The sequence below is a fragment of the Nocardioides sp. WG-D5 genome (assembly GCF_054031175.1).
This window is the reverse complement of sequence record NZ_CM132928.1, coordinates 5,165,776-5,187,496: the sequence shown is the minus strand read 5'-3', so window position 1 is coordinate 5,187,496 and position 21,721 is coordinate 5,165,776. Positions and strand designations below refer to the sequence as shown.

The 21,721-nt window shown below is 71.6% G+C and carries 23 protein-coding genes and 1 pseudogene; 16 read left to right on the top strand and 8 right to left on the bottom strand.

Annotation, left to right across the window (positions count from 1 at the left end; genetic code table 11):
- Positions 1 to 65: 65 nt before the first annotated feature.
- Positions 66 to 1,028, bottom strand: coding sequence for a glycosyltransferase (locus ACWZJV_RS25065; RefSeq protein ID WP_008361772.1), 963 nt, complete (start codon positions 1,026 to 1,028; stop codon positions 66 to 68).
- Positions 1,029 to 1,162: 134 nt separating this feature from the next.
- Between ACWZJV_RS25065 and ACWZJV_RS25060 the strand changes: the two genes are divergently transcribed.
- From ACWZJV_RS25060 to ACWZJV_RS25025, 8 genes are read left to right on the top strand one after another with little or no spacing between them, the layout of a single operon-like run.
- Positions 1,163 to 2,827, top strand: a complete 1,665-nt coding sequence (locus tag ACWZJV_RS25060) for a carbamoyltransferase family protein (protein WP_457179246.1) — start codon at positions 1,163 to 1,165, stop codon at positions 2,825 to 2,827.
- Positions 2,824 to 4,326, top strand: coding sequence for an HAD-IIIA family hydrolase (locus tag ACWZJV_RS25055; protein WP_457179245.1), 1,503 nt, complete (start codon positions 2,824 to 2,826; stop codon positions 4,324 to 4,326). Before ACWZJV_RS25060 ends, ACWZJV_RS25055 begins: the two co-directional genes overlap by 4 nt.
- On the top strand, positions 4,323 to 5,357 hold the full coding sequence (locus tag ACWZJV_RS25050; protein WP_457179244.1) for a glycosyltransferase family 9 protein: 1,035 nt from the start codon (positions 4,323 to 4,325) through the stop codon (positions 5,355 to 5,357). The genes ACWZJV_RS25055 and ACWZJV_RS25050 overlap by 4 nt, the downstream gene beginning before the upstream one ends.
- Positions 5,357 to 6,589: a glycosyltransferase gene (locus ACWZJV_RS25045; RefSeq protein ID WP_457179243.1), complete on the top strand. Its 1,233-nt coding sequence runs from the start codon at positions 5,357 to 5,359 to the stop codon at positions 6,587 to 6,589. Before ACWZJV_RS25050 ends, ACWZJV_RS25045 begins: the two co-directional genes overlap by 1 nt.
- On the top strand, positions 6,586 to 6,933 hold the full coding sequence (locus ACWZJV_RS25040; protein WP_457182020.1) for a hypothetical protein: 348 nt from the start codon (positions 6,586 to 6,588) through the stop codon (positions 6,931 to 6,933). The genes ACWZJV_RS25045 and ACWZJV_RS25040 overlap by 4 nt, the downstream gene beginning before the upstream one ends.
- Positions 6,819 to 7,202, top strand: a complete 384-nt coding sequence (locus tag ACWZJV_RS25035) for an SIS domain-containing protein (protein WP_457181986.1) — start codon at positions 6,819 to 6,821, stop codon at positions 7,200 to 7,202. The genes ACWZJV_RS25040 and ACWZJV_RS25035 overlap by 115 nt, the downstream gene beginning before the upstream one ends.
- Positions 7,199 to 8,512 (top strand): D-glycero-beta-D-manno-heptose 1-phosphate adenylyltransferase, encoded by a 1,314-nt coding sequence (gene rfaE2, locus ACWZJV_RS25030; protein WP_457179242.1) that lies wholly within the window; start codon positions 7,199 to 7,201, stop codon positions 8,510 to 8,512. The genes ACWZJV_RS25035 and rfaE2 overlap by 4 nt, the downstream gene beginning before the upstream one ends.
- Entirely contained in the window at positions 8,512 to 9,477 is a 966-nt protein-coding gene (locus tag ACWZJV_RS25025; RefSeq protein WP_457179241.1) for a glycosyltransferase family 9 protein, read from the top strand. The genes rfaE2 and ACWZJV_RS25025 overlap by 1 nt, the downstream gene beginning before the upstream one ends.
- A 35-nt stretch (positions 9,478 to 9,512) precedes the next feature.
- Here the strand turns inward: ACWZJV_RS25025 and ACWZJV_RS25020 are convergent.
- Both ACWZJV_RS25020 and ACWZJV_RS25015 read right to left on the bottom strand, forming a co-directional pair.
- A pseudogene (locus ACWZJV_RS25020) lies at positions 9,513 to 10,295 on the bottom strand (NAD-dependent epimerase/dehydratase family protein); the annotation flags it as partial.
- Positions 10,292 to 11,062, bottom strand: a complete 771-nt coding sequence (locus tag ACWZJV_RS25015; protein WP_457179240.1) for an SDR family oxidoreductase — start codon at positions 11,060 to 11,062, stop codon at positions 10,292 to 10,294. The pseudogene ACWZJV_RS25020 and the gene ACWZJV_RS25015, both read right to left, overlap by 4 nt.
- A gap of 183 nt (positions 11,063 to 11,245) precedes the next feature.
- Here ACWZJV_RS25015 and ACWZJV_RS25010 point away from each other — a divergent pair, with 183 nt between their 5' ends.
- From ACWZJV_RS25010 to ACWZJV_RS25000, 3 genes are read left to right on the top strand one after another with little or no spacing between them, the layout of a single operon-like run.
- Complete coding sequence (locus ACWZJV_RS25010) at positions 11,246 to 12,040, top strand: sigma-70 family RNA polymerase sigma factor (RefSeq protein WP_457179239.1); 795 nt, start codon at positions 11,246 to 11,248, stop codon at positions 12,038 to 12,040.
- Positions 12,041 to 12,099: 59 nt separating this feature from the next.
- On the top strand, positions 12,100 to 12,321 hold the full coding sequence (locus ACWZJV_RS25005; RefSeq protein ID WP_008361795.1) for a hypothetical protein: 222 nt from the start codon (positions 12,100 to 12,102) through the stop codon (positions 12,319 to 12,321).
- Positions 12,318 to 12,581 carry a hypothetical protein gene (locus tag ACWZJV_RS25000; RefSeq protein WP_457179238.1) on the top strand — a complete coding sequence of 88 codons (264 nt, stop codon included), beginning with the start codon at positions 12,318 to 12,320 and terminating at the stop codon, positions 12,579 to 12,581. The genes ACWZJV_RS25005 and ACWZJV_RS25000 overlap by 4 nt, the downstream gene beginning before the upstream one ends.
- Positions 12,582 to 12,781: 200 nt before the next feature.
- Here the strand turns inward: ACWZJV_RS25000 and ACWZJV_RS24995 are convergent, their stop codons facing one another.
- The 4 genes from ACWZJV_RS24995 to ACWZJV_RS24980 all read right to left on the bottom strand — a co-directional run bounded on the left by ACWZJV_RS24995 (position 12,782) and on the right by ACWZJV_RS24980 (position 14,692).
- Positions 12,782 to 13,108: a plasmid stabilization protein gene (locus ACWZJV_RS24995; protein WP_457179237.1), complete on the bottom strand. Its 327-nt coding sequence runs from the start codon at positions 13,106 to 13,108 to the stop codon at positions 12,782 to 12,784.
- A gap of 1 nt (position 13,109) precedes the next feature.
- Entirely contained in the window at positions 13,110 to 13,271 is a 162-nt protein-coding gene (locus tag ACWZJV_RS24990; RefSeq protein ID WP_196874629.1) for a hypothetical protein, read from the bottom strand.
- Positions 13,272 to 13,300: 29 nt separating this feature from the next.
- Positions 13,301 to 13,831, bottom strand: coding sequence for a sigma-70 family RNA polymerase sigma factor (locus tag ACWZJV_RS24985; protein ID WP_457179236.1), 531 nt, complete (start codon positions 13,829 to 13,831; stop codon positions 13,301 to 13,303).
- 189 nt (positions 13,832 to 14,020) lie between these two features.
- A complete protein-coding gene (locus ACWZJV_RS24980) occupies positions 14,021 to 14,692 on the bottom strand; it encodes a response regulator transcription factor (RefSeq protein WP_457179235.1) in 672 nt (223 codons plus the stop codon).
- A gap of 111 nt (positions 14,693 to 14,803) precedes the next feature.
- On the opposite strand from ACWZJV_RS24980, the gene ACWZJV_RS24975 reads away from it, so the two are divergent.
- Positions 14,804 to 15,379 carry a hemerythrin domain-containing protein gene (locus ACWZJV_RS24975; RefSeq protein ID WP_457179234.1) on the top strand — a complete coding sequence of 192 codons (576 nt, stop codon included), beginning with the start codon at positions 14,804 to 14,806 and terminating at the stop codon, positions 15,377 to 15,379.
- Between the two features lie 29 nt (positions 15,380 to 15,408).
- Positions 15,409 to 15,657: a hypothetical protein gene (locus tag ACWZJV_RS24970; RefSeq protein WP_457179233.1), complete on the top strand. Its 249-nt coding sequence runs from the start codon at positions 15,409 to 15,411 to the stop codon at positions 15,655 to 15,657.
- Positions 15,658 to 15,660: 3 nt separating this feature from the next.
- On the opposite strand, the gene ACWZJV_RS24965 is transcribed toward ACWZJV_RS24970, so the two are convergent.
- On the bottom strand, positions 15,661 to 17,682 hold the full coding sequence (locus tag ACWZJV_RS24965) for a M3 family metallopeptidase (protein ID WP_457179232.1): 2,022 nt from the start codon (positions 17,680 to 17,682) through the stop codon (positions 15,661 to 15,663).
- Positions 17,683 to 17,744: 62 nt separating this feature from the next.
- Here ACWZJV_RS24965 and ACWZJV_RS24960 point away from each other — a divergent pair, with 62 nt between their 5' ends.
- The 3 genes from ACWZJV_RS24960 to ACWZJV_RS24950 all read left to right on the top strand — a co-directional run bounded on the left by ACWZJV_RS24960 (position 17,745) and on the right by ACWZJV_RS24950 (position 21,718).
- Complete coding sequence (locus ACWZJV_RS24960) at positions 17,745 to 18,239, top strand: beta-class carbonic anhydrase (RefSeq protein WP_008361809.1); 495 nt, start codon at positions 17,745 to 17,747, stop codon at positions 18,237 to 18,239.
- Positions 18,240 to 18,327: 88 nt separating this feature from the next.
- Complete coding sequence (locus ACWZJV_RS24955) at positions 18,328 to 19,107, top strand: ABC transporter ATP-binding protein (RefSeq protein ID WP_196874634.1); 780 nt, start codon at positions 18,328 to 18,330, stop codon at positions 19,105 to 19,107.
- Position 19,108: 1 nt separating this feature from the next.
- A complete protein-coding gene (locus tag ACWZJV_RS24950) occupies positions 19,109 to 21,718 on the top strand; it encodes an ABC transporter permease (protein WP_457179231.1) in 2,610 nt (869 codons plus the stop codon).
- Positions 21,719 to 21,721: the final 3 nt, after the last annotated feature.

Sequence of the window (21,721 nt, the reverse complement as noted above, 5' to 3'; positions counted from 1 at the left end):
GTCGGGGAACGGGCTTTACCTCCCGTACCCGCCCCCGCGCCCCGCGATGCCCGAACGGGCCCGTCTCAGCTGGCGCTGCTGCTGGCCACCCAGCGGAGCACGTCGTCCCACTCGTCGAGGAACCGGTCCAGGCCGTAGCGCCGCCTGGCGTGCCGGCGCCCGATGAGGCCGGCCTCCTCGGCGACGTCGGGATCCTTCATCAGGTGACGTACGGCCGGGACGATCTCGTCGCGGCGGGTGGTGACGAAGCCGGCTTCGTGCGGCACCGCGAGCGGGGTCTCGGTCGTGGCCAGGGCGACGACCGGCATGCCGAGGTGCATCGCCTCGATCAGGGAGAGCCCCAGCGAGGTCCAGCGGTTGAGGTGCACGTACACACGACGCCGCGCGAGGTGATCGTGCAGATCCTGCTGCGAGTAGTTCTCGTACGTCCGCAGCCCCTGGTAGTCGGGCAGCCGCTCCACGCGCATGCCGAAGACGTCGGCGCCGACGCCCTCGGCCAGCGCCGGGATGAGGTCGGCGCCGACCGAGCGGCCGCGGCGTACCGGATCGTTGACGACCACCCCGGCGCGCTCGATGTCGCCGGTGTAGCGACGGCCCGGGTCGACGATGCCGTGCTCGATCACCGTGGTCGGGGTGCCGCTGCAGTCCCAGACGAGGTCGTTGAAGCCGGTGACGTGCACGATCGGGATGCCGCCGCCGGCCATCGGGTGACGGGTGTCGGGCACGGCACCGGCCGGGGTGTTGTGCTCCAGATAGATCGCCGGTACGTCGCGGCCCGGCCGCCGTCCGCCGAGCCACCGCTCGGCCAGGTCGACCTCGTGCGGGCGCTGCAGGACGACGACGTCGACCTCCTCCTGCGCGAGGGCGTCGCTGCTCACCTCGCGGGCCGACGACGGCCAGTCCCAGGTGCGGGCCCGGCCGAGACCGTCGGGGCCGCGGTCGGGGGTGGTCGGCAGCAGGTAGTCGTGGCGGCCGTGCACGAACGCCGTCGTCCAGGAGCCGTGCACGTGCCAGATCAGGATTCTCATTCCCCTTCAGTGCCCGGGAGCACCTTCGGTGATGCGGCGGTGCGAGACAAGTTCCGCGGTGAGGCGACTCAAAGCGCTTCGCCCCGGGTACGGGAAGCACTTCGCATCCCTATCCGGTCCGGAAGGCAGCACAGATGAAGGTCCTCGGCGTCAACGCCCTCTTCCACGACCCCAGCGCAGCACTCGTCATCGACGGCAGGACGGTCGCGGCGGCCGAGGAGGAGCGCTTCTCGCGCCGCAAGCACGGCCACCGGCCGGTGCCGTTCGCGGCGTGGGAGCTCCCCGACCACGCGATCCGATGGTGCCTGGAGGAGGCCGGGCTCGAGCCCGGCGACCTGGACGCCGTCGCCTACTCCTACGACTGCTCCCTGGCCCGGCCGGCGGACGAGATGGGGCTGCACGACCCGTGGGACGGCCTGCGCCAGGCGTACGCCTCCCATGCACCGGACTTCCTGACCAACATCCTGCCCGGCCTGGACCGGGCCGACGTACGCTTCGTCCCGCACCACGTCGCCCACGCCGCCTCCGCGGCGCTGGCCTCGCCCTACGTCGCCGAAGGCAGCGACGTGCTCGTCCTCGACGGCCGCGGTGAGTGCCACAGCCATCTCGCCGGGCGCTACGACGCCGACGGGTCGCTGACCACCCTGCGCAGCCAGGAGCTCCCACACTCGCTCGGACTGGTCTTCGAGGAGCTCACCGAGCATCTGGGGTTCCTGCGCGCCAACGACGAGTACAAGGTGATGGCGCTCGCCTCCTACGGCAAGCCGTTCGCGTCCAGCGGCCACCGGATGGACGAGCTCACCGAGCGGATCCGGCTCACCGGGGACGGCGGTTTCATCACCGAGCCGATCGACTGGTCCGCCCTCGCCCCACGGCTGCGACCCGGCGAGGCCTGGACCGCCGACCATGCCGACCTGGCCGCGAGCGTGCAGCTCCGCTTCGAGGAGGTGCTGGTCGAGCTCGCCCGATGGCTGCGCGGGCGGACCAGCGGCAGCCACCTGACCCTCGCCGGCGGGGTGGCGCTCAACTGCGTCGCCAACACCCGGCTGGTCGAGCGCAGCGGCTACGAGAACATCTGGGTGCAGCCGGCCGCGGGCGACGCCGGGACGGCGCTCGGCGCCGCGCTGCAGATCGCCGCCGACAACGGCGACCGCCTCGAGCCCATGCCGGGCGCCGACCTGGGACGCGGATGGCCGGAGGAGGAGATCGAGGCGACGCTGCGTACGGCCCGGGTGGCCTACGAACGTCCCGCCGACCTCGCCGCGACCGTGGCCGAGTGCCTGGCCGACAACGGGATCGTCGCGTGGTTCCAGGGACGCAGCGAGTTCGGCCCGCGCGCCCTCGGGCACCGCTCGCTGCTCGCCCACCCCGGCCGCCAGGAGAACCTCGAGCGGATCAACGACGTCAAGGGCCGCGAGCAGTTCCGGCCGGTGGCGCCGATGGTGCTCGCCGAGCGCGCGGCCGACCTCTTCGAGCGCGGACCGCTGCCCTCGCCCTACATGCTGTTCGTCCACGACGTCACCGCGGAGTGGCACGCACTGATCCCGGCGGTGACCCACGTCGACGGCACCGCCCGGGTGCAGACGGTCGATCCGCACCACGAGCCGCTGGTGGCGCGGATGCTCGCCGAGTTCGAGGCCCGGACCGGGCTGCCCGTCGTCGTCAACACCAGCCTGAACACCGCGGGCCGGCCGATGGTCGACTCGCCCCGGGACGCGTTGGAGTGCTTCGGGTCGGCGCCGATCGACCTGCTCGCCATCGGCCCGTTCGTCGTACGCCGCGCAAGGACGAACTCATGACCATCGAGACCACCATCGTCATCCCGACCGTCGGCCGGCCGAGCCTGCGGGTGCTGCTGGACGCGCTGGCGAACCAGACGGTGCCGCTGCACCGTCCGGTGATCGTGGCCGACGACCGCCCCGACGGGGACGACCTGGTCCTCGACGACCGCTCGCTCGACGTCCAGGTCGTCCGGACCGGAGGCGGCGGTCCCGCCCGGGCGCGCAACATCGGCTGGCGGCACACCCGCACACCCTGGGTCTCCTTCCTCGACGACGACGTGGTGCCGGACGCGTCCTGGTATCGCGACCTGATCGCCGACCTGCGCCTGCTCAAGGACTACCCCGAGCAGGAGATCGCCGGCAGCCAGGGACGCCTCACCGTCCCTCTCCCCGACGGGCGTCCGCCCACCGACTGGGAGCGCGGCACCGCGAGCCTGGAGACCTCGGCGTGGATCACCGCCGACATGAGCTACCGCCGCGACCGGCTGGCCGAGGCGGGCGGCTTCGACGAGCGCTTCCAGCGGGCCTTCCGCGAGGACGCCGACCTGGCCCTGCGCCTCGGCGCCGACCGCGGCCGGATCGTCGTCGGCAGCCGGCACGTGACCCATCCGGTGCGGCCCTCCGACGACTGGGCCAGCGTGCGCGCCCAGGCGGGCAACGCCGACGACATCCTGATGCGTGCGCTCCACGGACCCGGGTGGCACGAGCGGGCGAACGCGCCCGAGGGCCGTCGCAAGTCCCACCTGGCCACCACCGCCGCCGGAGCGCTCGCCGTCGCCGGTCTGCTGTCCCGACGCCGCCGGCTCGCCTGGGCCGGTGCCCTGGGCTGGCTCGCGGGCACCGCCGCGCTCGCCCGGCATCGCATCACCCCCGGCCCGAGGACCCCTGCCGAGATCCGGCGGATGGTGCTGACCAGCGCCGCGATCCCTGCGGCGGCGACGTGGCATCTGCTCCGGGGCGTACGCCGCCACCACGGCGCGACGCCGTGGCGCGGCATCCCGGAGCTGGTCCTGCTCGACCGGGACGGCACCCTGATCGAGGACGTGCCCTACAACGGCGACCCCGACCTGGTGCGCCCGCTCCCCGGTGTCCGCGAGGCCCTCGACCGGCTCCGCGCGGAGGGCGTGCGGCTCATGATCGTGACCAACCAGTCCGGCATCGGCCGCGGCGTCATCAGCGAGGAGCAGGTCGACGCCGTCGACCAGCGGGTCATCGAGCTGCTCGGCCCGTTCGAGGCGGTGCTCCGCTGCCCGCACTCCCCCGACGACCGCTGCGGGTGTCGCAAGCCCGGCCCCGACCTGATCAAGCGTGCCCTCGCCAGCACCGGCGTACATCCCGACCGCGCGATCATGGTCGGCGACATCGGCAGCGACATGGAGGCCGCCAAGCACGCCGGTGTGAGCGGCTGCCTGGTCCCGACGCTGCGCACCCGCCGCGAGGAGATCGACGCCGCCGCCCCGCGCACCGCCGCCGGCCTCGTCCAGGCCGTCGACCTGATGCTGGGAGGCGTGTGGTGAGGACCCTCGTCGTACGCCTGGACTCGATGGGCGACGTGCTTCTCGCCGGGCCGGCGGTCCGCGCGATGGCCGCGACCAGCGACCACCTGACGATGCTGTGCGGCCCGCTGGGCCGCGAGGCGGCCGAGCTGCTGCCCGGCGTCGACGAGGTGCTGTGCTGGGAGGCGCCGTGGATCGCTGCGGACCCGCCACCGGTCGATGCCGACGAGGTCGACCTGCTGCGCAAGCGGCTCGAGGCCGGGCAGTTCGACCGGGCCGTGGTCCTGACCAGCTTCCACCAGTCGCCGCTGCCGACCGCGCTCGTCCTCAGGCTTGCGGGGGTCGGCCGGGTGGCCGCGGTGAGCACCGACTACCCCGGCTCGCTGCTCGACCACCGGGTGCACGTCGAGGAGGACATCCCCGAGCCCGAACGGGCGCTCGCCGTCGCCACCGCCTGCGGCGGCCGGCTGCCCGACGGCGACGACGGCCGGCTCGCGGTCAGTGTCGGCCTCAGGGTCGGCCGCGCCCCCGACGAGCTTCCGGTGCCCTACGTCGCCCTCCATCCGGGCACCTCGGCCCCTGCTCGCGCCTGGCCGCCGGACCGCTTCCGGGAGCTGGCCGAGCAGCTGAGCGGCCTCGGGCTCGGTGTCGTCGTCACCGGCGGCCCCGGGGAGCGCCGGCTCACCGCGTACGTCGCCGGGGACCGCGGCACCGACCTGGGCGGGACGCTCGGCCTCGACGAGCTCGCCGGCGTCCTCGGCCGGGCCGAGGCGGTGGTGGTCGGCAACACCGGCCCCGCCCATCTGGCCGCCGCCGTCGGCACCCCGGTGGTCTCGCTCTACGCCCCGACGATCAGCGCCGAGCGCTGGGCACCCTACGGCGTCGACCGGGTGCTCCTCGGCGACCAGCACGCTCCCTGCCGCGACACCCGCGCTCGCGAGTGCCCCGTTCCCGGGCACCCGTGCCTGACCAGCGTCACGCCGGACGTTGTCGTCACCGCGCTCGGCACCCTCGGCGTACGTCCATCCGAAACCGTGGGAAGGAGCCGCTGATGCGCGTCGCACTCGTCTCTGAACATGCCAACCCGCTCGCCGCTCTCGGCCGTGAGGACGCCGGTGGGCAGAACGTCCACGTCGCCGCGCTGGCCGCCGGCCTGGCGCAGAACGGCCACGAGGTGACCGTCTACACCAGGCGCGACGACCTCGCCACACCGGCACGTGTCCGCACGGACGGCTACGTGGTCGAGCACGTCCCGGCCGGGCCGCCGGCCGAGGTCGCCAAGGACGACCTCCTCCCCTACATCCCGGAGCTGGCCAGGCGCCTGCAGGAGGCGTGGCTCATCGAGCCGCCCGACCTGGTCCACACGCACTTCTGGATGAGCGGGCTGGCCTCGCTCCCCGGCGTCCGGGAGCAGGGGGTTCCGCTGGTGCAGTCCTTCCATGCCCTCGGGTCGGTCAAGCGCCGCCAGCAGGGTGACGCCGACACCAGCCCGCCCGAGCGGATCGAGCACGAGCGGCGGCTGTGCGTCGAGGCCGACACCGTCATCGCGACCTGCACCGACGAGGTCCGCGAGCTCCGCCGGCTCGGCCTGCCCGACGGCCGCGCCACGATCATCCCGTGCGGTGTCGACACCGATCTGTTCCGGCCCGGACCGGGCCGGCTCGCCGACCGGCTGCGGCTGCTCGTCCTGGGCAGGATGGTGCCCCGCAAGGGGATCGGCAACGCGATCGAGGCGCTCGCCCACCTGGTCCACGACGAGGGGCTCGACGTCGAGCTGATGATCGCCGGCGGCCCCTCGCGCAGGGACCTCGATGCCGACCCCGAGACGCTGCGACTGCGGCAGATCGCCGACCATCACCATGTCGCCGACCGCACCACCTTCCTCGGCAGCGTCGACCGCGACGACGTCCCCGGCCTGATCCGCAGCAGCGACGCCGTGGTGGCGGTGCCCTGGTACGAACCGTTCGGCATCGTGCCCGTCGAGGCGATGGCCTGCGGCCGCCCGGTGGTCGGCACGGCCGTCGGCGGGCTTCTCGACACCGTGGTGCCCGGGGTCACCGGCGACCTGGTGCGACCGCGGCACCCCGTCGAGCTGGCCCGCGTCCTGGCCGCCCTGCTGCGCGACCCCGAGCGCCGACGGCGCTACGGCGAGGCCGGGCGGCGGCGCGCGGTCGAACGCTACGACTGGCGCCACGTCCTGGCTGCCACCGAGCACCTCTACGAGCGGGTCACCCGACCCGCCAGATCCACCCGTTCCATCGATGCGAAGGAGGCAGTCCGATGACAACGACCCCATGCGCCCACGAGCACCTCGCCGAGCTCAGCCAGACTCTGCGGAGGTTCGACGGCTGTGTCGACATCGCCGACCAGTGGGGTGTACGTCTCGTGCCCGTGCTCGAGTCCGGCGGGCGACTTCTCGCGGCCGGCAACGGCGGCAGCGCCGCCCAGGCCCAGCACCTGACCGCCGAGCTGGTCGGCCGCTATCGCGAGGACCGCGCCCCGTTCTCGGCGATCTGCCTCTCCGCGGAGACCTCCAGCCTGACCGCCATCGGCAACGACTACCCGCCCGAGGAGCTCTCGCCCGTCAGGTCGAGGCGCACGGGCGGCCCGGCGACGTCCTCGTGCTGATGTCCACCAGCGGCCGCAGCGGCAACCTGCTCGCGGCCGCCCGGCGCGGACGGCGGGCCGGGATGCAGGTCTGGTCGATGACCGGCCCGCTCCCCAACCCGCTGGCCGACCTCTCCGACGAGCACTGCTCCGTCGAGGCGCGCTACACCGCCACCGTGCAGGAGATGCACCTGGTCGCGCTGCACATCATGTGCGCCGCCTTCGACCGCGAGCTCGGCGTCGGCGTGCCGGCGCAGGTCTCGACCGAGGACCTGGAGGTGCTGCGATGAGGGTGGTCGTGGTCGGCGACGTCCTGCTGGACGTGGACGTCACCGGAGACGTACGCCGCCGGCTGCCGGAGGCGAACGCGCCGGTCATCGACGACCCGCGAGAGCGGCTGCGTCCCGGTGGCGCCGGCCTCGCGGCGGCCCTGGCCGCCACCGACGGCCACGAGGTGGTCCTGGTGACCGCGCTGGCGGCCGACGCGGCGGGCTCGCGGATCCACGAGCTGTGCAGCGACGCCGGGATCACGGTCCTCGCCGTCCCGCAGCACGGCACCACTCCGGTCAAGCGCCGGATCATCGCCGAGCAGCAGCCGGTCGCGCGCCTGGACGAGGGCTCCTGCGGCCCGATCGAGCCCGTCCCGGCCGATGCGCTCGACGCGATCGGCGGAGCCGACGCGATCCTCGTCTCCGACTACGGCCAGGGGCTGACGAGCGTCGACAACCTCCGCCGCCCCCTGAGCGGCATCGCCGCGACGACGTCGATCCCGTTCGTGTGGGACCCGCACCCTCGCGGGGAGGCACCGGTCCCCGGCGTACGCCTGGCCACGCCCAACCGGGCCGAGGCCGCCGCCTTCGCCGGCCAGGCCGCCGGCACGGGTGCGAGCGAGCATGCGGCCGCTCTGCGCGATGCCTGGCGAGCCCGGGCCGTCTGCGTCACCCTCGGCGCAGACGGTGCCGTGGTGGCCGAGGGCGACGGGGCGCCTCGGGAGATCCCCGCCCACCGTGTCGGCTCCCAGGACACCTGCGGCGCCGGCGACCGGTTCGCGGCCACCGTGACGGCGAGCCTCACCGGCACCGCATCGACGGAGACCGCCGTGAAGACCGCAGTCGAGGCGGCCGGCGACTTCGTGGCCGCGGGCGGAGCCGGCTCGTTCACCCCCGCCGACCGGCGGACCGAGGGCCGCACGCTCGTCGCCACCGGCGGGTGCTTCGACCTCCTCCACGCCGGGCACGTCGCCACCCTCCAGGCGGCACGGCGGCTCGGCGACCGCCTGGTCGTCTGCCTCAACTCCGACGCCTCCGTCCGCCGGCTCAAGGGCGAGGACCGTCCGGTCGTACCCGAGCGGGACCGCGCCCGGCTGCTCGCCGCCCTCGACTGCGTCGACGACGTGGTCGTCTTCGACGAGGACACCCCGGTGCACGTGCTGGCCCAGCTCCGCCCCGACATCTGGGTCAAGGGTGGCGACTACGCCGAGGACGACCTCCCCGAGAGCGACCTGCTGGCGACCTGGGGCGGACGCACCGTCGTGGTGCCGTTCCACGACGGCCACTCCACCACCTCGCTGATCGAGACCGCGAGGGCGATGCCGGTCTGATGCCGACGGCGCTCGTCTATCGTGCGCTGGGCCTCGGCGACCTGCTCGCCGGGGTGCCGGCGCTCCGCATGCTCCGCCGGGCGCTGCCGCGGCACCGCATCGTGCTCGCCGCCCCCGCGGTCCAGACCCGGCTGATCGCGCTCGCCGCCGTCGTCGACGAGGTCATCGCCACCGAGGAGCTCGAGCCGGTCGCCTGGACGGGTCCGCCGCCGGATCTCGCCATCGACCTGCACGGCAACGGTCCCGCCTCCCGCGACCTGCTCCGCGTGCTCGGTCCCGGCCGTCTGATCGGCTTCGGCGAGCCCGGCGGGCCCGCCTGGGACCCCGAGGAACACGAGCGCCACCGCTGGTGCCGGCTGCTCGTCGAGACCCTCGACACCGACGTCGCCGCCGATCCCGACGACGTCCACCTGCCACCTCCCGGGCTGGAGCCGCCCCCCGAGCCGGACGCGGTCCTGATCCATCCCGGCGCCGCCTCCGCGAGCCGCCGCTGGCCGACGGACCGGTTCGCCGCCGTCGCCACCCGGATGACGCTCATCGGCGCCCGCGTCCTGGTCACCGGCTCCTCCGCCGAGCGCGACCTGGCCGAGGACGTACGCTCCCGGGCCGGTCTCGCGGCCGAGGCGAACGTCGCGGGCAGCACCGATCTGATGGCGCTGGCCGCCCTGGTCGGCTCGGCCCGGCTGCTCATCAGCGGCGACACCGGCATCGCCCACCTGGCATCGGCCCTGGGTACGCCCTCGGTGATCCTGTTCGGACCGACCCCACCCTCCCGCTGGGGCCCGCCTCCGGGCCCTCACATCGCGCTCTGGCGTGGCGACGGCCCCGGCGACCCGCACGCCTCGGTCACCGACCCGGCGCTGCTGCGCCTGCGCGTCGACGAGGTCAACGACGCGGCGCTGCGGGGGGCGCGGGTGAGGTCGGGGCGGCGTACGTGCGGGTCGTCGGCCGGCAGCGCCAAATGATGGATCCGCGACTCGGAGCCGGTCAGCTCGATGATCATCCGGGCCAGCTCGAGCATGGTGATCTCGTGGTCGTTGCCGATGTTGACCGGTCCCGCCACGTCGGCGCAGGCGAGCCGCAGCAGGCCCTCGACGGTGTCCTCGACCCAGCACAGCGACCGGGTCTGCGAGCCGTCGCCGGCAACGGTCAGCGGCTCCCCGCTCAGGGCCTGGCCGAGGAAGGCCGGCACGACCCGGCCGTCGTCCAGGCTCATCCGGGGGCCGTAGGTGTTGAACAGCCGCGCCACCGCGACGTCGACGCCGCGCTCGCGGGCGTAGGCCATCGTGGTCGCCTCGGCGAACCGCTTGCCCTCGTCGTAGACGCTGCGTAGGCCGATCGGGTTGACGTGGCCCCAGTACTCCTCGCGCTGCGGGTGCACCTCGGGCTCGCCGTACACCTCGGAGGTGGAGGTGAGCACGAACCGGGCGTGGTGGCGATCAGCCAGCTCGAGGGCGTTGACCGTGCCCTCGCTCGCCACCCGGAGCGTCTCCAGGGGCAGCCGCTGGTAGTGGACCGGCGAGGCCGGACAGGCCAGGTGCATCACCAGGTCGACCCCGCCGGGGTCGGGGATCGCATGGCTGGCGTCGGCGATCGTGATCGCGAAGCCCGGCCGGCCGAAGAGGTGCTCGATCTTGTCGGCCGAGCCGGTGAGCAGGTTGTCGACGATCCACACCTCCGCCCCGGCGTCCAGCAGGCGCTCGCTCACCCACGACCCGACGAACCCGGCTCCGCCGGTGACCACCACCCGGGCTCCGCGCAATGACTCTTCCCAGTCGTTCATCGCGGATAGCCCTCGTTCCGCAGCATCACGACGGCGCTCTGCAGGCACGCCTCCTCGGGAAGCGTCACCGCGAACCGGATCAGCTCCGCCACGATCGTCGGGTCCATCATCCGCTCCGGCGGCAGCCCCCACTGGTCCATCATCGGCGTCGCCATCGCCGCGGGGTTGATCGCGCTGACCCGGACGGGCCACTCCCGCTCGCGCGCCTCGGTCTGCATCACCTCGGTGAGCTTGAGCAGCGCCGCCTTGGAGGAGTTGTACGCAGCAGCACCCGCCCCCACCGTCAGCGCGCTGATCGAGGCGATGCTGACGATGTCGGCCACCGGCTGGGTCGGCGCGTCCTCGAGCGCCAGGCGGTGACGTACGAACGCACGGGAGAGCCGCATCGGGCCGTCGACGTTGACGCCGAAGACGTCGTGCCACTGGTCGTCGTCGATGTCGACCAGGTCCGAGCCGCGGTCGGTGCCCGCGTTGTTGATCAGGAGGTCGAACCGGGCCCCGAACCGCTCGGAGAGGTCGGCGACCGTCTTCTCGACCGCCGAGGGCGAGGTGACGTCGAGGTCGACGACCTCGGTCTCCCCCCGCCGGGGTTCACCACGGATCAGCTCGACGGTCTCCTGGGCCGCCTCGGGGTCCCGGTCGCTGACCGCGACGTACGCTCCGGAGACACTGAGCACCCGACTCGTCGCCCGTCCCAGGCCGCTCCCGGCACCGGTCACCAGCGCGACCCTGCCGTCGAGACTGTTCGTGCCGTTGGTTCCGTTCATGGTGTTCCTCTCAGAGGGCGTCTGGTCCGTATGACCGAACCGGTACCCGTGCTCACCCCTCGCAGCCCGCCCGGCCGACTTCCCACCCGAAGGGGTGGTTGCGACTCGCGAGGCGCACACCCGACGGGGTGAACTTGGCTTCCTGAGCCGTTGGGGCGGGCTCATTTCGGGCACTACCCAAATATGACGACGACAACTTTCGAGACAGACCTTCCCCGAGCCGAGCGCCAGCGTCTGACCTCAGAGCTGTTGGCGGCAGCACACGAGGCGGAAGGAGAGGAGCAGGAGCGGCTCATCGAAGAGGTGATCCTGCTCAACGCGGCGGTCGCCCGCTCGATCGCCCACCGCTACACCGGACGTGGCATCCCCCGCGCCGACCTGGAGCAGGTCGCGTACATCGCCCTGGTCCGGGCCGCGAAGAGCTTCCACCCGGACCGTGCCGACGACTTCCTCACCTACGCCGTGCCCACCATCCGGGGTGAGGTGAAGCGCTGGTTCCGTGACCACGGCTGGACCGTGCGCCCGCCCCGTCCCATCCAGGAGCTGCAGAGCACGCTGCTGCGGATCGGCTCCGAGCGCGGCAACCTGCCCACCTCCGAGCTGGCTGAGATCGCCGAGGTCCCCGAGCAGAAGGTACGCGAGGCGCTCGATGCCCGCGGCTGCTTCACCCCCTCTTCGCTGGACGCCCCGTTGCGCTCCAGCGACTCCCAGTCCTCGGGCGAAGCGACCATCGGCGACATGCTGCCGGGCGTCGACGGCGGGCTCTCCGACTGCGAGGCCCGGCTCGCGCTCGAGCAGGCGATCCACGCGCTGTGTCCGCGCGACCAGCTCGTGGTGCGGCTGCGCTTCCTGGAGGACCGCAGCCAGGCAGAGATCGGCGAGGCCATCGGCGTCACCCAGACGCAGGTCTCCCGCATCCTCACCCGCATCATCGACGAGCTCCGCGCCCAGCTCGAGGGCATGGAGATGGCCGCATGACCCGCACCCGCCCCGGGTACGGGACCACGAAAGCCGACCCAGACACAAGGAGACCTGGCATGACGTACTCGACGATCACCGGTGAGCGCGACGACACCGCCCAGCGCTCGCTGTGGAATGGCACACCCAAGACCAAGTGGCAGGAGTCGTCCTGGGGCAAGCGGATCGCGGCTGTCGCCGCCTTCCTGGTCCCCGCCGTGATGGCGGTCGCCACCACCGTCATCCGCAAGAAGGGAACCGACGCGCTGCTGCGGAGGTTCAAGGGAGGTCGGAAGAAGTGAGGACGAAACGGAACATCTTCACCTTCGCGCTGGGTGGCGTCGCCGGCTACATCGTCGGCCGCTACCCTGCCGCGACCTACGAGACGCTGCGCGACGGAGCCGGCGCCACCGTCGGCATGGCACGTGAGCGGATCGGCACGATGAACCTTCCGTTCGGTCATGCGGGTGACCACCGCGCTCGCGGCACCCAGCCGGCGGCGGCCGGTGACGACCTCATCGAGCGCACCTCGACGGCGTACGTGTCGCGACCGCACCCGTAGACCGTACGTCGGCTGTCTTCGGCGGCTGTCGGCTCCTGGAGCCGGCAGCCGCCGATCTGTCTGGGCTCCATGAGCCATCGGGGGCTCCGTCTGGGCGGCTGGCTGTCATCACAACGACTTCGCCGCGCCACCCGGTGTGGGCGACGCGGCGAAGTCGATGACCTCCAAGACGCCAGGTGAAGCCTGGCGGGAGTCCGCTCCTAGCGGCCGACGGCCTTCTCGAGCTCGGCCTTGTTCATCTTCGAGCGGCCCTTGACGTTCTTGTCCTTGGCCTCTTCGTAGAGCTGGGCCTTGGTACGACCACCGGGACCACGGTGGCTGCGCAGACCACCACGGCGACCGGAGGAGATGTCCTCGGTCGAGGTGCGGCTGCTTTCGCGGGACGCGCCCTCGCGGGCACGTTCCTTGTTCACCGTGCGCGCGGCGATCTCCTCGGCGGTGTCCTCGTTCTCGCCGCGGTCGAGCAGGCCCTTCTTGATGTGCTCGTACTGGCGTTCGCGTTTCTTGCTCCAGGCACGTTGCGGCATCTCAGCTCCTCCTTCGCGTTCTCGGCGTCGTTCTCGGCTGATCGAAGCGCTCTTCGTCATCGGCGACGCGCTTGTTGCGGCGGGCGTCGTAGAGCCAGGCCGCGATGCCGACCAGGACGACGATCACCCCGATCACGGTGAAGATGACGGCTGGAGTACTCATGGAGAACCGGTACCCAGAACGGATGCCTCTTACGCGGCGACCGCGACCCGCATCCGGCGAAGGATCCGCGCAAGCGTTCGCGAGACCTGCGCCTGCGTCGCACCGATCCGCTCACCGATCTCGGCCTGGGTCAGGCCTTCGGCGTAGCGCAGCCGCAGGACCATCAGGTCGGTCTCGTCGAGCCCCTCCAGCGCCTCCCCCACCAGCACCCGTGCCTCGGCGCGGTCGAAGCCGGGATCGACCTCTCCCACCTGCTCCACGAGCGAGCCGGACTCGTCGTCCCCCTGCTGAGGTCGTACGCAGCGGGCCAGGTCCCGGAAGCAGCGCCGCATCTCGCCCTTGGCCATCGGCACGGCATAGCTCAGGAACGCACCCTGCTCGGGGTCGTAGCGGCGGGCGGCCTTCACCAGCCCCATCCGCGCGGCCTGGCGCAGGTCCTCGACCTCGATGCCGCGGCCCGAGTAGCGAGCAGCCAGCGAGCGTGCCACCGGGAGGTGGCGTACGACCAGATCTTCCTGCTGAGGGGCGAGAAGCGAGGGGCCCTGCTGGTTCCTGTCCATGCCTCGAGTCTGTCGCGCAGATCACCCGATGCCACGGGTTCGCGAGGTATTTGGCCCCCAGGGGTGAGCTCAACCCCCACAGCACACTCACCCCTGAGGGTTAGAACCGCGGTCCCGGGTCCGTTGCCGGGACCGCGGCACCGACAGTGCGACCGTGGTGTCACTCCCCGATCCCGAAGGCAGGGGAAGTCACCCAGACTGCTCTGTCGATACGCTATCGGTAACCATCCTTGCCCCCACGGATGCACCCGATTCCACAGAATTCTCATCCGGTGGCGCGAACCCGTGGGTGATCGCCCAGCTGACTGCCTGACTGCGGGTCGTGACCTCGATCTTTCGGTAGGCCTGACGGATGTGGCTCTTGAGCGTGTTCACGCTCACGACGAGCTTCTCGGCGATGTCCGCGTTGGACAGCCCCTGGGTGATCAGCGCGAGCACCTCGACCTCACGGGTGGTGAGCCCGGCGACCGTGCCGAGCCGGTCCTCGCGCTCCCCGATCGGCTCACCGCTGGCCGTCATCTCGATCGCGCGAACGAGCTCACCGGCGTGCACGCTCATCGACACCCAGGCCTTGGCACCGAGCGAGTAGGCCTTGACGCGCAGATCGGGCCGCATATCGCGGCTGAAGATCAGCACGTTGGCGTCGGTCTCCTGCAGCAGGTGCACCAGATCGGACCCGTCGGCCAGGTGCAGACCGAGCGTGTCGTAGAGGATCACGTCGACACCCGGAGCCTTGCTGCGTACCGACGGAAGGGCCGTCACGACCAGCCTGTCGGGATAGTCCGCAAGCATGGTGGTGAGCCCCCGCATGACAACCTCCTGCGGGCTGACCACGGCCACCCGCAACACCCCCTGCCTCATCACACCTGAACCTTCTCAGATCGGTGGTCGGTTGGACAGGTGTATGGGCAGAACACGCCGTGGGTACCAGGGAAGACGTCCAATCCAGAAGCCCTGAGACAGGAGCAACCCATGTCCCACGTGACCGAAGACCTCAAGAAGGCCTCCGAGCTACCCGAGGGCGACGTGGTCAGGATCCTGCTGCAGCAGCACGCCGGCATCCGTCAGCTCTGCTCGACGGTCGGAAACTCCGAGGGTCCGGCCAAGCGCCAGGCGTTCGACGACCTCCGGGTCCTGCTCGCCGTGCACGAGACCGCCGAGGAGCTCGTCGTCCACCCGTTCGTCTCTGCCCACGGCGGCGAGACGCTCACCAAGGCGCTCAACGCCGACGAGAAGGAGGCCAGCGAGATGCTGGCCCGGCTCGAGGAGGTCGGCGTCGAGAGCCCCGAGTTCGACGAGAGCTTCCCCATCTTCCAGATCGTGGTCGAGCAGCATGCCGAGGAGGAAGAGCGCGTCGAGTTCCCGCTGCTGCTCAACACCCTCGACGAGGCCGACCGCCACACGATGGGCAAGCGGCTGACGGCGGCCGAGACGGTCGCCCCGACCCATCCCCATCCCGGCGCCGCGGGCTCGGTGCCCAAGCAGCTGGCCACGATGCCGTTCCACTCGATCGTGGACAGCGTCAAGGACGCGCTGAGCCGTTCCTGACGTCGCCCGTTCACGACGTGGCACAGTGGGTGCTGAACGGCATCGACGACAACATCGAAGTCCTCAGATGGGAGCAGAACATGGTCGAGAAGGAAACCCGGGACCCCGAGACCGGCGCCGACGAGAGCACCGAGGCCCCGATCCCCTTCCCCACCCCGGAGCGGGTCGAGGAGGAAGGCGAGGAGCGCGATCTTCAGGACGAGACCGAGGAAGAGACGTTCCCCGCCAGCGACCCCCAGTCCAGCTGGGCAGGCCCGGCGGATCCTCGGGACCGCTGACCCTCAGGCCAGGCCCCGGCGCTCCAGCAACGGAGCGATCGGGGCCGGCCGGCCGCGCCACTCGGCATAGGACTCCAGCGGGTCGCGGGTGCCGCCGATGCCGATCACATAGCGGACGTAAGCCTCGCCGTTCTCCCTGGTCAGGCCGCCGTTCTCCTTGAACCACGCGACCGTGTCGGCGTCGAGCACCTCGGACCAGATGTAGGAGTAGTAGGCCGAGGCATAGCCGCCGAAGATGTGCTTGAAGTACGCCGTGTAGTAGCGCGGCCGCACCGCCGGGTTGTCCAGGCCGACCGCCGCCAGCGTGGCCGCCTCGAACTCCCCCACCGCCTCGGGTGAGGTCGGCACGTCAGCGGGCCCGAGCTCGTGCCAGGCCAGGTCGATGAGCGCGGCGGCCAGGTATTCGGAGGTCGCGAACCCCTCGTTGAACGTGGCGGAGGCCTCCAGCTTGCCGAGCACGTCGGCCGGGATCGGCTCCCCGGTCTCGTAGTGCACCGCGTAGTTGGCGAGCACCTCGGGCCAGAGCATCCACATCTCGTTGACCTGAGACGGGTACTCGACGAAGTCGCGGTAGACCGAGGTCGCCGCGAACCGGGGGAAGGTGGCCCGCGCCAGCAGCCCGTGGAGCGCGTGCCCGAACTCGTGGAAGAGCGTGTTGACCTCGTCGAACGTCAGCAGCGTCGGCTCCCCCGGCGCCGGCTTGGGCACGTTGAGGTTGTTGGTCACGATTGCCGACGGCTCACCCAGCAGCGTGTTGGCGGTGACGTAGGAGTTCATCCACGCCCCGCCCTTCTTCGAGTCGCGGGTGTAGAGGTCGAGCAGGTAGAGCCCGATCGGGTCGCCGTCGCGGAAGACCTCGAAGACGCGTACCTCGGGGTGGTAGCCCTGCAGGTCGGGCCGCTCCTCGAAGGTCAGCCCGTAGAGCTCGCCGGCGGCGAAGAAGACGCCGTCGCGCAGCACCCGGTCGGCCTCGAACCACGGCCGCAGGACGGCCAGGTCGACGTCGTACTCCGAGGCCCGGACCTTCTCGGCGTAGTAGGGCCAGTCCCAGGCCTCGATCGGCCCACCCGCGGACGCCTCGAGCGCGGCCTGCTCGGCCCGGGCGTTGCGGGCCGCCGGCGCGGCCAGCCGCTCCAGCATGTCGCGGACCGCCTTGGGCGTGCCGGCCGTGTTGTCGGCGGTGACGAGACCCGCGTAGCTGTCGAAGCCGAGCAGCTGCGCCTTCTCGGCGCGCAGGCGCAGCACGTCGAGCGCGATGGAGCGGGTGTCGTGGTCGTTGCCCCGCGAGCCGCGCGCGAGCTCCGCCTCGAACAGCCGCCGACGGAGCTCCCGGTTCTCCAGCACGGACAGGTAGGGGTGGGCGGTGAACAGCGTCAGCGTGATCAGGAACTTGCCCGCCAGCCCCCGTCCCTCGGCCGCGGCGGCGGCCGCCGAGATCTCGCCCGGGGTCAGTCCGGCGAGCTCCTCGACGGTGTCGACGACCACCGCGAGGTCGTTGGAGTCGGCCTGCGAAGCCTGCGCGAAGGCCGCCTCCAGCCCGGAGATCTCCTGGTTGAGCAGGCGCAGCCGGTCCTTCTCCGAAGGCCCGAGCGCAGCACCCGCGAGCACGAAGTCGCGGTGGTAGCGCTCGACCAGGTAGCGGTCCTCGCCCTCCAGCTCGTCCCGCTTCTCATAGACCGCGTTCACCCGGGCGAAGAGCGCGTCGTCGAGGAGCAGCGCGTCGTGGTGGGCCGCCAGCCGAGGAGCGTACGCAGCGTTGAGATCGTCCAGGGCGTCGGAGGAGTCCGCGGAGAGCAGCGAGAAGAAGACCCGCAGGACCCGGTCCAGTGTCTCCCCCGACCGCTCCAGGGCGACCAGGGTGTTCTCGAAGGTCGGCTCCTCGGTGGAGGAGGTGATCGTGGTGAGCGCCGCCAGCTGCTCGGCCATCCCGTGCTCGATCGCCGGGCCGTAGTCGTCGATCGAGATGTCCTCGAATCGGGGCAGTCGGTGGGGCAGGTCGCTGGGCTCGAGTAGGGCGTCGATCACATCGCGCACGCTATCTGACACAGGCCGAGGGCGTCGCCGCGATATCGGCTACCTTGGGCCCCATGGCCGATTTCGATGACCTGCTTGCCGCGAACCGTGACTATGCCGAGAAGTTCGACAACGGAGGGTTCGACGGCGTCGCCCACGCCGGCGTCGCCATCGTGACCTGCATGGACTCCCGCATCGAGCCGCTCGCCATGCTGGGCCTGGGCCTGGGTGACGCCAAGATCTTCCGCAACCCCGGTGGCCGGGTGACCCCGCAGGCGATGGAGGCGCTGGTGCTCGGCGTGCACCTCCTCAACGTCAAGCGCATCCTCATCGTGCCCCACACCCGCTGCGCGGTCGCCTCCAACACCGAGGCCGAGCTGCGCGCCAAGCTCGCCGAGTCCGCCGGCCAGGACGCCTCCTGGCTCCATCTGCACGTCGTCGACGACCAGGTCCGCGCCCTCGCCGAGGACGTCGCCAAGGTCCGCTCGCACCCGTTCGTCCCCGAGGACGTCAAGGTCGGCGGGTTCATCTACGACGTCGACACGGGGCTGCTCAACCAGAAGGTCTGAGCCGGCGAACCCGCGAAGCGGGTCGAGATCCGCGATATCGGTGCAAACCCCGATGCGCGCTCACCACGGGTGAGCCAGAGTTGGGGTCGTGACCGACGCAGACCGACTCGAGATCGCCGCCCAGGCGATCGACCTGCACAAGACCTACGGGAAGGGCGCTGCGGAGGTCCGCGCGCTCGACGGCGTGAGCCTGGACCTCTACGCGGGACAGTTCACCGCCATCATGGGCCCCTCGGGCTCCGGCAAGTCGACGCTGATGCACTGCCTGGCCGCGCTCGACAAGCCCACCACCGGCGAGGTGATCGTCGGCGGCCGCAAGCTCGGCAGGATGCGCGACCGCCGGCTCACCGCGCTGCGTCGCGACAAGATCGGGTTCGTCTTCCAGGCGTTCAACCTGGTGCCGACGCTGACCGCGCAGGAGAACATCCTGCTGCCGCTCTCCCTGGCCCGGAAGAAGCCCGAGAAGGAGTGGTTCGACCAGGTCATCGACACGGTCGACCTGCGGCCGCGGCTCAAGCACAAGCCGAGCGAGCTCTCCGGCGGGCAGCAGCAGCGGGTCGCCTGCGCCCGGGCGCTGGTGTCCAGGCCCGACATCGTCTTCGCCGACGAGCCGACCGGCAACCTCGACTCCACCTCGGCCGCCCAGGTGCTCGACTTCCTGCGCCGCAGCGTCGACGACCTGGGCCAGACCATCGTCATGGTCTCCCACGACCCGGTCGCCGCCTCCTACTGCGACCGGGTGGTCTTCCTGGCCGACGGCCGGATCGTCGACGAGCTGGCCAAGCCGAGCCGCGAGGAGATCCTGGCGCACATGTCCGACCTGCAGTCCCGGGCGATGGGTCTGGCCCCGATCAGCGAAGGCGCCTGAGGTGCTCCGGCTGACGCTGCGCAACCTGGCCGCGCACAAGGTGCGCCTGATCATGTCGACGCTCGCGATCGTCCTGGGTGTGGCGTTCCTGGCCGGTGTGCTCACGTTCTCGCACGGGCTCGACCGCACCTTCTCCGGCATCATCAACGGCTCGACCCCCGACGGCCAGGTGCGTCCGGTCAACAGCGCCAGCTCGGCCGAGGCCAGCCGCCCCGGCGGTGGCGGCGCGGCGATGCTGGAGCCGGCGACCATCGAGAGGCTGCGTACGCTGCCGGAGGTCGCCCGCGCCGACGGGGTCGTCCAGGGCTTCGGTCTCTACGTCCTCGACACCGACGACAAGCTGGTCAGCAGCTCGGGCGCGCCGACGCTGGCGTTCAACCACACCGGCACCCCCAACCTGCTCGGCGAGCCGTCGCTCGAGCTCACCCGGGGAAGCTGGCCGACCGGGGAGAAGGAGCTCGTCCTCGACGAGGCGACCGCGAAGAAGGCCGGCTACCAGGTGGGGGACTCGGTCACGCTGATCGCGCCCCAGGGCGAGACCCGCCGCAAGGTCACCCTCACCGGCATCGCCGCCTTCAACGGCGGCGGCACCGCCGGCGCGCAGCTGCTGATCTTCAGCACGCCCGGCGCACAGAGCCTGTTCACCGACAGCAAGGACGTCTACTCCGGGATCTCGCTGACCGCCGCCCCCGGGGTCAGCCAGAAGGAGCTAGCGAAGGCCGCGAACGCGGTGGTCCCGAAGGGCTTCGAGGCCGTCACCGGCGACACGGTGGTCGCCGAGTCCGAGGACGCCATCGGCGAGTTCCTCGACGTGATCTCGGTCTTCCTCATCGTCTTCGCGGTGATCGCGGTGATCGTCGGCGCCTTCATCATCGTCAACACCTTCTCCATCCTGATCGCGCAGCGCTCCCGTCAGCTGGCGCTGCTGCGCGCCCTGGGAGCCTCACGCCGCCAGGTCACCACCTCGGTGCTCTTCGAGGCGCTGGTGATGGCGCTGGTCGCGGCCACGCTCGGCATCCTCGCGGGCTGGGGACTCGCCCACGGCCTGGCCGCCGCCTTCCGCCAGGCGGGGCTCGAGATCGCCTCCGACGTCCTCGTCCTCACCCCGCGCACCATCTGGATCTCCTACGCCGTGGGCGTCTGCGTCACGCTCGCCGCCGCCCTGCTCCCGTCGCGACGGGCCGCCAAGGTGCCGCCGGTGGCGGCGATGCGCGAGGACACCCAGCCGCCGGCCAGATCCACCATCCTGCGTACGTCGGTGGGGCTCGTCCTGCTGGCCGCCGGCCTCGTGCTCGCGGCGATGCCGCGGATCGGGATCCCCGAGATCAGCCTGCCGGGCGGGTTCGACGTGCCCACCAGCCCGGCCCTGTGGGTGGGCGTCGGCGCCGGGGTCTCGATCCTCTCGGTCGCCTGGATCAGCGCGTTCCTGGGCCGCCCGGTGCTCGCGGCGCTGCGTACGGTCTCGGGGGCGGTCTTCGGGATGACCGGCAAGCTGGCCGGGCAGAACGCGATGCGCGACCCTCGGCGCACCGGCGCCACCGCCTCGGCGCTGATGATCGGGCTGGCGCTGGTCTCGCTGATCGGGGTGCTCGCCGCTTCGATGAACGCCTCGATCACCGATGTGGTCGAGGACCAGTTCAAGCCCGACCTGGTCGTGCAGAGCCCGACGTTCACCCCGTTCCCGACCTCGATCGGCGACGAGATGGAGAAGGTCGAGGGCGTGGCCACCGTCTCCCGGTCGCAGATCGCCCAGGCGGTCGTGGGCAAGGTCGATCTGCGCAACCCGAAGAACAACGAGGCCACGTTCCTCTTCGGCGTCGACGAGCACCTGTCCCGGGTCTACGACCTCGACGTGCTCGAGGGCAGCGACGACGTCAAGCCGGGTCAGGTGCTCGTCACCGACGAGGCCGCGAAGAAGCACAAGTGGCGGCTCGGTGCCCGCATCGATCTCACCTTCGTCAGCGGCCGCCAGGCGCACCCGCAGATCAGCGGGATCATCGCGGAGAGCCAGGTGACCGGGGACATCACGGTGCGCATCGAGGACCTGGTGGCGGCCAAGGTGCCGCGGGAGGACGCCTCGCTCAGCATCCTGCTCGCGCGCGGAGCCGATCCGGCCGTCGTCCACGACCGCCTCGACAAGCTCGTCGAGGACCGTCCCGTGGTCGCGGTGCAGGACAAGGACGAGTTCGCCGAGTCGATCAAGGGGCAGGTCAACCAGCTGCTCTACATGATCTACGGCCTGCTCGCGCTGGCGATCGTGATCGCGGTGATCGGCATCGTCAACACCCTCGGCCTCAGCGTCATCGAGCGCACCCGCGAGATCGGCCTGCTGCGCGCCATCGGGCTCTCCCGCGGCCAGCTGCGCCGGATGATCACCCTGGAGTCGGTGACGATCGCGGTCCTCGGGGCGGTGCTCGGGCTCGGCCTGGGCGTGCTCTTCGGGGTGCTGCTGCGCGATGCCCTGCGCGATGACCTGACCAGCCTGTGGGTGCCGCTCGACCAGCTGGCCGTCTTCCTGGGGATCGCGGTGGTCGTCGGTGTCCTGGCCGCCCTCCTGCCCGCCGTGCGCGCCGGGAGGGAAGACGTCCTCAAGGCGATCGCCACGGAGTAGCCT